Here is a 12,095-nt window from a genome sequence, read left to right on the forward strand (position 1 = left end):
CCGCGCCCGGGGTAGGAGCACTACGGAGTGTGATCAATCGGTCACCATGTTCACGGGGGAAGATGACGATGTCGCGCAGACTCCTTGTGCTGCCCGTCCTGCTGGCGCTGGTGCTCCTCGGATCGGGGGCGTGCGGCAGCAACCGCGCCCAACACGCGACGGGGGCGTCCAAACTCGCGACGCCCTCGCCCGGCTCGCCCGGCGCCGGCGGCACGGGAGGCGCGACCGGCACGGAGGGCGCGACCGGGACCGCGTCGCCCGCGGCCTGCCCGACCTCGTCCACCAAGAAGTTCGCCAAGACCCGGTTCGTCGGGGACGCGGGGCTCGCCTTCGGGTCCTTCCACCGCTACATCTACAAGCCGTGGCAGGCCGGGTCGTTCAAGTCGGGCGCGCAGGGCCGCGGGAAGGCGATCGCGAAGGCCGCCGCCGCGGGCGCGTTCACGGTGAACCGCCTCAACGCCGCCCGCAAGCTGGTGAACGCCGACCCGACGCTGTGCAAGGCGCTCAAGCAGCCGCTCGACAACCTCTGGGCCAGCGTGTCCGGCCTGACCGGCAAGCTGAAGTCGGGGAACGCCGACCCGAACGAGATCGGCGGGGTCGGCGGCGCGATCGAGAAGTTCCGCCAGGAGGCGGGCCAGAACGGCGCGAACATCAAGGACCAGGCCCCGCCGAACGTCTGACCGGACGGCTCCCGGAGGCGTCGGACCGTTCCCGGGACGTCAGGCCTTGGTGACGTCAGGCCTTCGTGACGTCAGGCCTTGAGGTCGGCGTGGTCGTTGTAGCAGCCGGCGAAGTCCTGCCCGGACAGCTTCTGGATGTGGTCGACGATCTCGTCGGCGATGAGGCGGCGGGCCTTGGCGGGCGGCAGGTCGCGGTAGTGCGAGAAGTCGAGGGGCTCGCCGATGCGGACGGTCGGCCGGGGCCCGAGGAAGCGGGGCATCGAGGCGCCGATCGGCTGGATCTTCTCGGTGCCCGCGAGGCCGACGGGCAGGACGCGGGCGCCGGACTCCAGCACCAGCCAGCCGATCCCGGTGCGGCCCCGGTAGAGCCGTCCGTCGCGGGACCGGGTGCCCTCGGGGTAGATCGCGAACGCGCCGCTGTTGTCGAGGATCTCGGCGGCCTGCTCCAGCGCGCCCATCGCGGCGCGCTGCGCCCCGCGCCGCACGGGGACGTGGCCGAGGGTCGTGAGGAACCAGCGGACGAACCGGCCCTTGAGGCCGTTCCCCTCGAAGTAGTCGGCCTTGGCGATGTAGGTGACCGGGCGCGGGACGGCCAGCGGGATGACGAAGCTGTCGATGAACGACAGGTGGTTGCTGGCGACGATGAGCGGCCCGTACTTGGGGACGTTCTCCAGCCCCTCGATGCGGGGCCGGAACAGCAGACGCAGGATCGGAGCGACGATTCGCGTCATGAACGTGTAGAACACCCGGCCTCCAGAATTCGGCACCCGCAACTGTAACGCCGGAGCCGTTCCCGGCACGCCGCGGAGCAGTTCCCGCTCGCCGGGCTGGAGCCCAGGCGGCCACCCCAGCCGCAGGTCAGGGTACCGAGGATGGACGAATTCCGGTAATTCACCCGAACATGGAGGCTACTTTTCAGTAGGTTTCCGGTGAGTAGGTTTCATCTTCCGGATAACGCGAATAGCGGCGATACCACAGGCTGGACGCGCGTCCCGTGCACCCCCCATTCAGGCCCCCGGTCCCGGCACGGACGGCGCCACCCCACCCCTGGAAGCGGACACGCCGGTAAGGCACCCCGGGCACGTCCGGAACAACGGCGCACCCACCCCCGCCACCACCCTGGCCAAGGACCACGGACGAACCAGCGGCCCCGTCCGAAGGACCAAGGACCACGGGCAGACGAGCGGACCCGCCCGGTCCCGGGTGCGCGGGATCGGACGGGTCCGTCGGAATCGGCCCTGAGGGGACCGGGTGGCTCGTGGAGCCGGTGCTGCGCTTAGTGGCGGAGGCCCAGCGCGCGGGTGATGGTGCCGAAAAGGTCGGTCTGGTTGGTCACGCCGACCACGTTCGCGGCCTGCGGGCCCTGGGCGGCGATGCGCACCTGGGTGCCGGTGTGCTCCTGCGACTCACCGGCCGGGTTGGTGGCGTAGTTCATCTTCATCTGGGCGCCCTCGTCGGTGACCAGGGTCGCGGTCTGGCCGGGGCTCTTGGCCTCCAGCGGGATGATCTGGCTGGTGTGGCCGTGGTCGGCGGTCGTCACCACGAGGGTGTCGGGGTGCTGCCGCGCGTAGTCCTGGGCCAGCTTGACGGCCTTGTCGAACTCGACGGTCTCGCCGATCTGGCCGCACGGGTCGGCCGAGTGGTCGCGCTTGTCGATCGACGCGCCCTCGATCTGGAGGAAGAAGCCCTTCTTGCCCTTGCGGGCCTGGTCGTCCAGGACGCTGAGGGCCTTGGACGCCATCTGGGTCAGGTGCGGGCCGCTGAACTGCGCGTTCGGGGTGCAGCGGGACGGGTCGGTGCCGCCGACCTTGGCGAGCGGGCCGGTCCACTCCTGCGGCATGTTGCCGTCGGAGAACAGGCCGAGCAGGCGGCCGTCCTTGCCCGGACGGGCGGACGCGAGGCCGTTCACGTCGGTGACGACGCTGTAGCCCGCGGCCTTGGCCTGGTCGACGACCGTCTTGCCCTTGAACTTCCCGGCCTGGACGGTCTGCCCGAAGCGGGCCTTGCCGCCGCCGAGGTAGACGTCGGCGCCGGTCTGGACCTGCTGCTCGGCGATGGAGCCCGCGCCGCCGTTCTCCTTGGCGTTGGGCGCGCACGCCTTCATGTCCGTCGGGCCCTGGCAGGAACGGTCCAGCACGTGCGCGGCGAGGACGGCCGGGGTGGCGTCGGTCAGCTCGGCGGTCGTGACGTCGCCGGTGCGGTAGCCGGCGCGCTTGGCCAGCTCCAGGATCGTCTGCTGCGGCTTGCCGTCCGGGGTGACGGAGATGGCGCCGTTGTAGGACTTGTGGCCCGTCGCCCAGCCCGTCCCGGAAGCGGCCGAGTCGGTGACGTAGTCGGGCAGGTTCGGGTTGGCCTTCTGCAGCGCGTAGGTGGTGTACGCGCCGGTCAGCGGCAGCTTGTCCATGTTGAGGCGGCCGGCGGCGCCCTTGGAGTAGTTGCGGGCGGCGGTGATCTCCGAGTCGCCCATGCCGTCGCCGATCAGCAGGATGACGTTGCGGGCCTTGCCACCGTGGATGGCGTGGCGGACGTCGCCCGTCCGGTCGCCGTTCCAGGCGTTCGCCGCGCCGGACGCGACGACGGTGGTGGCGGCCCCTGCCGCGAGCGTGATCGCGGCGAGCCGCCGCACCTTTCCAGCCGAAGACATCGGCTGACCTCCCCTTGTGTTTCGGACGAGTCGAAGCGGGGTAACTGCACCAGCCGCAGATGAGCGATATGCCCGTTTCAGATGGACGCGACGTGAACGATCTCGAACCGCTGGTGCCCGTTACGGGCGCCGGACCGGTCCCCGCCCTCCCCGACCCATTCCCGCGAAGCGCTTGGAATGCCTGCGGCGGTGCGGGATTCTGGGAGGTCCGGCCACGCTCGGCCGGCCCCGGGCGAAGGACGCGCCCGGGGCGGGCGGGCCCGCCGGACGGCCGCTGCTCTCGGGAGGGGTGGGGGGACGAGCATGGACTTCGACGTGAACCTGATGCGCCATGACCGCTGCACCCTGGTGCGCGTCCAGGGCGAGATCGACGTGGTGACCCGTCCCGCCTTGGAGAAGACGCTGACCGACGTCATCGACATCGGTCAGCCACTGGTCGTCGACATGCGGCACGTGACGTTCTGCGACTCCAGCGGGCTGAACGCCGTCGTCGGCGCGAACCGGCGCGCGTCGGAGCGCGCGATCGGCTTCGCCCTGGTGGCGCTGCCGCCGCGGGTCCGGCGGGTCTTCCGGATCACCGGGATCGACCAGTACATCCCGATCTACGACACCCTGCGGGAGGCCACCGACGCCGTCGCGACCTGACCCGCCGTCCTGACCGGTCGTCCTGACGGGCAGGCGTTATGAGCAGCCCTCGAACTGGGGGACGCTCGTGGTCAGCTTCGCGCCGGTGTCGGCGAACCAGTGGTCCAGGAACCGGCCCGCCGAGCCGTCCTGGTACATGCCGGTGAGGATGCGGTTGACGGCCTCGCAGCCCGCCAGGTCGCCCTTGCGCATGCCGATGCCGTACTTCTCGTCGGTGAACGGCGCGCCGATGAGGTGGACGTCCGGATGGCCCGCGGCGAACCCCGCGAGGATCAGGTCGTCGGTCGAGAACGCGTCGATCCTGCCGTTCATCAGCAGCGGCATGCAGTCGCTGTAGGTCGCCACGTCCACCGGAACGGCCGGGATGCTGCGCTCGTCGGTGATGCGCCGCCACGAGTTGGAGCCCTTGACCGCGCAGATCTTCTTCCGCGCCAGGTCGTGGACGCTGGTGATGGAGCGGTCGCTGGTCCGGACGAGGGTGTCCTGGTGCGCGACGTAGTAGGGGCCCGCGAAGGTGACCTGCGTCTTGCGGGCGGGCGTGATCGAGTACGTCGCGACGACCATGTCGACCGTCCCGTCCTCGATGGCCTTCTCGCGGACGGACGACGGCGTCGTCCTGAACGTGATCCGCGACGCCGGGACGCCCAGCCGTGTCGCCACGTACGTCGCGACGTCCACGTCGAAGCCCTGGTAGTGGCCGTTCACGAGCAGGCCGAGGCCCGGCTGGTCGCCCTTCACGCCGATGACCAGCGAGTGCCGGTGCAGGATCGAGTGCTGGTCCGACGAGCCCAGCGAGCATCCGGCGAGGGCCGCGGGGGCGCACGCCATCGCCAGTACGACGGAGGCGGCGCGCAGACGACGCGTCCGCGGACGATGTCCGGGCGAGCGGCGCGTCCCCGCCGGGACGCCCTGGGGCGTGGACGGCATCGTCAGATCCTTCCGAACTCGGCGAGCCGGGGGCGGACGCCCACCAGCACCAGCGCGGCGATCACGACGGCCGCGACGGGCGGGACGACCTTCCAGCCGGACAGCCCGCCGTCGGCCTGGTGGATCGCGCGGTCGAACGCGGCGCTGTGCGTCGCGGCCAGGGACCGCAGCGCCGCGTCGTAGGCGTCGAAGTCGCGGATGGCCGACGAGCCGCGCCCCATGCGGAAGTCGATCGCGCCGCGCCGGTCGCCGGACGCGACGAGCGCCCGCATGCGCTGGTCGTTGGACAGCACCGTCGCGTAGGCGCGCAGCACGCTCGCGAGCGCGTCGCTCTCCTTGCCCTCGCGGACCTGCCGCGCCTCGTCGCCGAGCAGGCCGAGGAACGCCGACCGGTCGTCCGGGCGGTACGTCGTCGCGGCCTTCACCGCGAGGGCGTAGTACGTCGCGAGGTTCGCCGGCTTGTCCTTCGGGGGCTCGACGTAGAGGATCGCGGACGCCTTGTCGAGATAGTTCTGCTCGTAGGTGTCGGCGCGTCCGGGGTCGAGGAGGAAGCGGGACTCGTCCGCGAACGCGCTGTGGCTGATCGCGCGCGCACGAGACATCGTCAGGACGGAGTCGAACCCGTCCCGCTTGGCGCGCAGCAGGTGCCCGGCCTGCGCGTTCAGCACGCCGACGCCCACCGCGACCAGGAGGATCGTCCCGACGGTCGCGAGGACGAGGCCGGGGTTCAGCAGCCGGCGGAACTCGCGGGTGATCGCCAGCTGCCCGAACACCAGCACCAGCAGCGCGCCCCCGCCCGCCGCGAGCACCCAGTAGCGGGCGGCCAGGACGCTCGTCCGCTTCTCCTGGTAGGACTGCCGGACGGTCGCGCCGCTGTCCAGCGTCAGGTTGTACGCCTTCGGCAGCAGCTCCAGCTTCATCAGGTCCGACGCCTGCCGGTACGTCCCGACGACCGGCCCGGGGACCTCGCCCGCCGGATGCGCCGACTGGTCGTTCAGCACCAGGGCCTGCCCGACGAGCCGCTGGTACTCGCCGAGCCCGTCGATGACCTCCTGGACGGTCCGCTGCCGGTCGGTGTCCTTCCCGGCGAGCTGCGCGGCCTGGATCGCGGCGCGGCTGGCGTCCGAGCGGGCCTGGTCGTAGCGCCGCAGCGACTCGGTCCGGCCGATGCCGAGGGTCTGGTCGCGGCCGATCAGCAGGATGTCGGCGACCTGCGCGTCCATGTCGCTGAGCGCGAAGTACAGGTTGCCGGTCGCGACGACCTGCGGGCCCGCGTCGTGGCCGATCGTCTGGACGCCCTGCCGCGCGTTCTGGAGGCCGAGCATGAGGGCGAGGGCGAGCGCCGCGACGGTGACCACCGCGAGCGCCGTCCAGCCGCGGATGCGTCCGGGAACGGTCTTCAGCCACCGCCCGCGCACGAGCGTGGCCAGGCGTCCGCGCTGCCGCTCCAGGGGACGTCCGGCACTCTTGGCCGGAGGCGTTCCCGGGGTCGCGGCGGGCTGCTCGGCCGGGACGTCCGGCTGCCGTGTCGGCGTGGTCATTCCGGGCTCCTGAGGCTGTCCGGGCTCCTGAGCGTGATGGTCGTCCACGCTCCTACGTGGACGCGGTCGCCGTCCTTCACCGGGACCGGGACGTTCACCGGGATCGGGTCGAGGTCGTCGTTGAGCGTCGTGCCGTTCGCCGAGCCGTGGTCGACCAGCGTCCATGTGCCGTCCGGTTGGACGAGGAGTACCGCGTGCTGCCGGGAGACGCCCGGATCCTCGGGCTGGACGGACAGGTCGACCTCCGGGACGATCCCCCGCGACACGCTGCGCCGCCCGATCCGCACGCGGTCGCCGGCCATCGCGATGCGCCGCTCGGGGTGGTAGGCGGGGAACACGATCGCCGCCGCCTCCGGGCCGCCCTGCGCGAGGACGGCCTCGTAGTAGGCGCGGTCGGCCGCGACCACGGCCGTCCAGACCCGCGGCCTGGGCGGGGCATGGCCGTCCGGCCCGGTGAAGGCGGCGGGCTCGGTGAAGGCGGCTGGCTCGGTAAAAGCGGCAGGGCGCTCCGCCTGCCTGCCGGTGTCGAAGTCGTAGCCGTCCACCTCACAGAACCTGCCCGACTTCCGGGACCCGCACCCCGGGCAGATCGCGACCGCCCCCTCGGCGGCGGTCCCGCCGGCCCGCGAGGACGCGGCGGCGCCGTTCCCGGCGCCGTTCCCGGCGCCGTTCCCGGCGCCGTTCCCGGCGCCGTTCTCGGCGCCGTTCTCGGGGGCGAACTCCAGGCGCGGCGCGGACTCGACGCGCGACCCGCACGCGTCGCAGAACTCCTCGCCGGGGTGCAGTTCCGCCGCGCACACACCGCACGTGAGCATCGAATCGCCGCCCGCCCTGTCCTTGGACCCGGCCACCTCGGTCAGCCCCCCGTCCCGGGAGACTCGTCGTCCTGCCTGGTCCGCACCGTCCGGACGGAGCGGGTGTCGAGCGACATCTCGGCGGCGGCGTCCACGTCCTTCTTCAGCCGGACCGTCCCGGACGCGCGGTCGACCTCCACCATCCGGTCGAGCAGCCCGGAGATCTCGTCGTTGCCGACCTGGCGGGCGAGCGCCACGGCCCGGCCGAGCCGGGTCGTCGCGCGCTCCTCGTCGCCGTCGCGGCGCGCGGCCAGGCCCTCCTGGATCGCGTCGGCCAGCTCCGACTGGCCCGTGTGGTGCGCGACGCGCGCGTTGATCCGCGTCGACAGGCCCTCGTCGTCGGTCCACTCGACCAGGACGTTCGCGTGCGCGAGCTCCTCCCCGCCGTCCGGGAGGACCAGCTTCACCCAGGCGGCGCGTCCCTGCCGTCCGACGTCGCCGGGCGGGACCTCCACGCAGAGGTGGTACTCGCGGCTCTCCGTGCCCCACGCGCCGAGCGGGTAGTCGCCGATCTGGCCCCGGTCGGCGCGGCGCCCGGTGAGGTCCTCGACGGCCGGGACCATCTGCTTCACGAACCGCAGGCGGCCGTTCTGCGGCGTCCAGACGCGCAGCGCGAGGTCGGCGACGCGCTTGCCCATCGCGTCCGTCATCATCTGCCGGAAGTCGTGTTCGAGGTCCGCCGGGTCGGGGACGTCGAGGAAGCCGCCGAGCAGCACGGACGTGATCTTCCGCAGCTCCGCGACGTCCCAGTCCGTGCCGACGCCGCGCGCGTCGCAGCCGAAGTGGCCCTCGCACGCGCGCAGGGCCGCGTCCAGCTCCTCGGCGCTCTCGTGCTGGTTCTTGCCGTCGGTCAGCAGGATCGCGTGCCGGACCGCGCCGTCCCGGTCCGCGAGGAGGCGGTCGGCGAGGCGCAGCCAGGACCCGATCGCCGTCCCGCCGGACGCCTCCAGCCGGGACACCGCCTGGACGGCCTCCGCGCGCCGCCGCGCGTTCATCGCGACGAGCGTCTTCTCCAGCGGGTAGATCATGCGCGGGCCGTTCGCCCCGGCGACGACGGCGAACAGCGCCCCGTCCCGGACGACGCGCAGCGCCGCCTCCGCGGCCCGCTTCGCCGCGGCCATCTTCCCGGCGTACGACATCGACCCGGACGCGTCGATGACGATCACCTCGGCGGCCCCGGCGGCGGGTCCGCCGAGTGACGCCCCGGACGCCTCGACCGTGACGATGGCGTGCATCTCCTGCCCGCCCGCCCCGAGGTACGGGTTCTGGTCGACCTTGATCGTGAAGGGCGGACGGTCGGTCATCGCCGGGTCTCCCTGCTCGTCGCCGGCCGCATCCCTGAGACGGCCCTCGTCGTCGGCTCGTACGGCATCGGCGCGTACGCCGGGCCGTCCTCGCCGCTGTCCCCATCGGACGTCCCGTCCGCGCGCCCCGCGCCCCCGGCCCCCTTTTCGGACGCCCGAGGGCCCCCTTCCGTCCCGGCGGAACCGCGTCCGCCGGGTGTCGCGGCGTCCGGCCCGGACACCGCGCCGGGGAGCGGGAACGGGATCAGGACGACGGTCACGTTGTCCCGTCCGCCCGCTTCGAGCGCCGCGTCCAGCAGCGCCCGGACGCCCCGGACCGGATCGGCCGTCCGGTCCAGCACGGCGGCGAGGTCGGCGGCGGCCGGGAGGTAGTTCCACAGGCCGTCGCTGCACACCAGCACCGTTCCGGGGCCGTTCGGGGCGAACGCGGCCACGTCGGCCTCCGCGCCCCCGGCGTCCGCGCCCAGCCAGCCCGTCAGCAGGTGCGCCCGCCGGTCCGCGTGGGCCGCCTCGGGCGACATCGCCCCGGACCGGACCATCTCCTCGGCCCACGAATCGTCCCTGGTCAGAGCGCATCCGCCGGTGATCGCCCGGGGGGCGAACTCGACCGTCGCCACCCGCGTGCGCGGCACGTCCACGCGCGGACGCGCGGGGATGTCGAGGCGGGTGCAGGGCGTGGCGCCCCTGGACGGAGCCGGGATCCAGTAGGCGCGGCTGTCGCCCACCGAGCCGACCGTGACCGACGTGGCGTCCACCAGGACGGACACGTACGTGCAGGCGGGCGAGCCGGACGGGCCGGGAACGGCGAGCGCGGCGACCGCCTCGGCGGCGCGCCCGATCGCGGCGCGCGTCGCGGACAGGCGTCCGTCGCCCGCCGCGAGCCGCCGCGCGAGGACCGCCGCGCCCGTCTCGGCCGCCACCCGGGACGCCTCGTCGGAGCCGGGCGCGGTCGCGACGCCGTCGCAGACCACGGCGCACACGACCGGCGGATCCGTGGACAGCGGGACCGTGGACAGCTCGACCGTGGACAGCGCGAACGCGTCCTCGTTGCGCCGGCGCCGCCGCCCGACGTCGCTGACGCCCGCCGCCGCGACGCGTCCGTCCGGGCCGGAGAGGACGTCCTCCCTGTGCTCGCGCCCGGTCGGCTGCCGCAGCCCGCAGCGGCAGCAGTAGCCCTCCGCGTCGACGGCCACGGCCCCGCAGTCCACGCACCGCCCCGTCACGTGCGCGCCGGGCCGTCCCGGGGCGGCCGGGCGTTCGCGGCCGCAGCGCTCGCAGAACCGGTCGCCCGGCTGGACGGGTTCGCCGCAGTCCGGGCAGGGACGGGGCCGCGCGGGGGCGATCACAGCAGGGTCCTCGGGCGGACGGTGTTCGCGCGGCGCACCATCGCGTGCCGGACGTCCGGACGGTCGGCGAGCTTGGCCAGGTGGCGGTAGACGATCTCCAGCTTGCGGCGCAGGTCGCGCTCGGTGAGCGGCGTGCCGAGCAGGGGGCCCGCGGCGGGCGGCCGGGCGCCGGAGCGGAGCCAGCCGAGCGCCGCCTCCAGCACCTCGGCGGTGAACCGGTCGCGGCGCTCGGTGTCCAGGTGCATGCCGGTCAGGCGGCGGCCCGTGGAGATCAGGGTCTGCGGGTCGAGCTCGCCGGGCGGACGGCCCCGGACGGTCGTCGCGACCGCCGCCAGCTGCGCGGACACGTAGTAGCTCGACACCCGGGGCACCGAGTCCAGGACGTCCCGCGCGCTCTTCCGGTCGCCGCGCGCCAGCCGCGCCCTGGCCAGGCCGAACGCGGCGCTGACATAGGTCGGGTCGGTGCGCCAGACGGTCTCGTAGTGCGCGGCGGCCGTGGCCGAGTCGCCCTGGAGCTCGGCGCAGAACGCGAGCGCGAGCTTCGGCGCGAGCTCCCCCGGCATGAGGTCGTACAGGTCGTCGAACATCGCGGCGGCCATGCCGGGCCGGTCGCCCGCCAGGTCGCGGACGGCCCGGTACCAGTCGGCGCGCCAGTCGTCCTCGTGGTCCGCGCCGAACTCGGTGATGAGCCGGTCCGCCGCCGCCAGGTCGCCCCGCTCGATCGACACGCGGGCGAGCGCGAGCCGCACCTCCGGCGACGCGGACGGCGCGGACGCCAGCGCCGCGGCCAGGTCGTCCGGGTCGCGTGAGGTCAGCCCGGCCAGGAACCCGGCGGCCGGGTCGTCGGTCGCGGCCAGCGGGACGGGCAGCGCCGCCGCCGCGACGCCCGGCGTCAGCCGCTGGAGGATCGGCGCGCCGCCGTCCAGCTCGTCCTCGATGTCGGCGACCTCGGCGCCCGCCGCGTTCTGCTCCGGCCCGAACAGCGGGGACGGCGCGGACGGCACCCGCCCGCCCTCCGCGGACAGCACCTCCCGCAGCACCCCGGTGAGCTGCTCGGCCATCTCCGCCGCGCTCTGGAACCGCCGGGCCGGGTCGCCGTGGCAGGCCCGCCGCAGCAGCCGGTAGTACGACTCGTTCCGCTGGAACAGCTCCACCTCGTCGCGCGGCGGCAGGCTGCGCAGGTGCCGCTTGGTGTAGCCGCGGAACGGGAAGCTCAGCACCGCCAGCGTCCGGCCGACGGTGTACAGGTCGGACGGCACCGACGGCCCGCGCGCGGCGATCTCGGGGGCCTGGTAGCCGGGCGTCCCGAAGATCGGGCTGCCCGAGTCGAGCGCGCGCCGCACCCCGCCGAGGTCGATGAGCTTGAGCTGCTCCTCACTCTGGATCGCGTTGTCCGGCTTGAAGTCGCAGTACAGCAGCCCGACGTTGTGCAGGTAGCCGAGCGCGCTCAGCACCTCCAGCCCGTAGGCGATCACCTGCGGCAGCGGCAGCGCCGCGTCCTCGCCGTGCTCCCGGCGGCGGCTGAGCAGGATGTCCTTCAGCGACCGGCCGCCGACGTACTCCATGACGATGTAGCCGGACCCGCCGTGCCGGACGAAGTTGAAGATCTTGACGATGTTGGGATGCTCGACCTCGGCGAGGAACGCCCGCTCGGCCGTCGCGGCCGCCATCGCGTCGGTGTCCCCGACGTCCAGCAGGCCCTTGAGGACGACCCAGCGCCCCGACACGTTGTGGTCGCGGGCCAGGTAGATCCAGCCGAGCCCGCCGTGCGCGAGGCAGCCGAGCACCTCGTACTGATCGCCGAGCATGTCGCCGGGCTTGAGCTTCGGCGTGAACGAGAACGGGTGCCCGCAGTTGCGGCAGAACCCCTCGGTGCGTCCGGGGAGCCCCTCGCGGGAGCGGCCGACCGGTTCGTCGCACTGGCTGCAGAACCGCCGGTTCTCCGGGACCTCCGGGTTCTCCATGATCGCGTCGGCCGGGTCCCGGTAGGGCACGGGCGGCACGTCGACCAGGCCCGCGCCGAGCCCGCCGCGCTGGCCCTTCCCGCGCGACCCGCCGGAGCCGCTGCCCCGCGTCGCCGTCCGCCCGGAGCCCCGTGTGCCCCGCGACCCCGATCCCGGCCCCGACCCGCCTGCGTCGCCCGATCCGCCGCCC

10 protein-coding genes are annotated in these 12,095 nt (G+C 73.7%); 2 read left to right on the plus strand and 8 right to left on the minus strand.

Annotated features, from left to right (window positions below; genetic code table 11):
* Window positions 1-68: 68 nt before the first annotated feature.
* Window positions 69-680: a hypothetical protein gene (locus EBO15_RS21280; protein ID WP_147481594.1), complete on the plus strand. Its 612-nt coding sequence runs from the start codon at window positions 69-71 to the stop codon at window positions 678-680.
* Between the two features lie 71 nt (window positions 681-751).
* Here EBO15_RS21280 and EBO15_RS21285 read toward each other — a convergent pair whose 3' ends face one another.
* Together EBO15_RS21285 and phoA are read right to left on the minus strand one after the other, a co-directional pair.
* Window positions 752-1,426 carry a lysophospholipid acyltransferase family protein gene (locus EBO15_RS21285; protein ID WP_122196178.1) on the minus strand — a complete coding sequence of 225 codons (675 nt, stop codon included), beginning with the start codon at window positions 1,424-1,426 and terminating at the stop codon, window positions 752-754.
* Between the two features lie 530 nt (window positions 1,427-1,956).
* Window positions 1,957-3,324 (minus strand): alkaline phosphatase, encoded by a 1,368-nt coding sequence (gene phoA, locus EBO15_RS21290; protein ID WP_122196179.1) that lies wholly within the window; start codon window positions 3,322-3,324, stop codon window positions 1,957-1,959.
* 303 nt (window positions 3,325-3,627) lie between these two features.
* On the opposite strand from phoA, the gene EBO15_RS21295 reads away from it, so the two are divergent.
* Entirely contained in the window at window positions 3,628-3,969 is a 342-nt protein-coding gene (locus EBO15_RS21295) for an STAS domain-containing protein (protein ID WP_122196180.1), read from the plus strand.
* A 36-nt stretch (window positions 3,970-4,005) separates the two neighbouring features.
* On the opposite strand, the gene EBO15_RS21300 is transcribed toward EBO15_RS21295, so the two are convergent.
* The 6 genes from EBO15_RS21300 to EBO15_RS21325 all read right to left on the minus strand — a co-directional run.
* The gene (locus EBO15_RS21300; RefSeq protein WP_233616336.1) at window positions 4,006-4,896 is read right to left on the minus strand and encodes a glutamate ABC transporter substrate-binding protein; all 891 of its coding nucleotides are present in this window, start codon (window positions 4,894-4,896) and stop codon (window positions 4,006-4,008) included.
* A gap of 2 nt (window positions 4,897-4,898) precedes the next feature.
* Complete coding sequence (locus EBO15_RS21305; protein WP_233616337.1) at window positions 4,899-6,437, minus strand: hypothetical protein; 1,539 nt, start codon at window positions 6,435-6,437, stop codon at window positions 4,899-4,901.
* The gene (locus EBO15_RS21310; protein WP_122196192.1) at window positions 6,434-7,252 is read right to left on the minus strand and encodes an FHA domain-containing protein; all 819 of its coding nucleotides are present in this window, start codon (window positions 7,250-7,252) and stop codon (window positions 6,434-6,436) included. Before EBO15_RS21310 ends, EBO15_RS21305 begins: the two co-directional genes overlap by 4 nt.
* 41 nt (window positions 7,253-7,293) lie before the next feature.
* Window positions 7,294-8,595 (minus strand): VWA domain-containing protein, encoded by a 1,302-nt coding sequence (locus EBO15_RS21315; RefSeq protein ID WP_122196181.1) that lies wholly within the window; start codon window positions 8,593-8,595, stop codon window positions 7,294-7,296.
* Window positions 8,592-9,941: a PP2C family serine/threonine-protein phosphatase gene (locus EBO15_RS21320; RefSeq protein ID WP_122196182.1), complete on the minus strand. Its 1,350-nt coding sequence runs from the start codon at window positions 9,939-9,941 to the stop codon at window positions 8,592-8,594. The genes EBO15_RS21315 and EBO15_RS21320 overlap by 4 nt, the downstream gene beginning before the upstream one ends.
* On the minus strand, window positions 9,938-12,095 hold a 2,158-nt coding region (locus EBO15_RS21325; protein WP_122196193.1), incomplete at its 5' end, for a serine/threonine-protein kinase. The genes EBO15_RS21320 and EBO15_RS21325, both read right to left, overlap by 4 nt.

Source organism: Actinomadura harenae, from assembly GCF_003696215.1.
In the GTDB taxonomy this organism is placed as follows: domain Bacteria; phylum Actinomycetota; class Actinomycetes; order Streptosporangiales; family Streptosporangiaceae; genus Spirillospora; species Spirillospora harenae.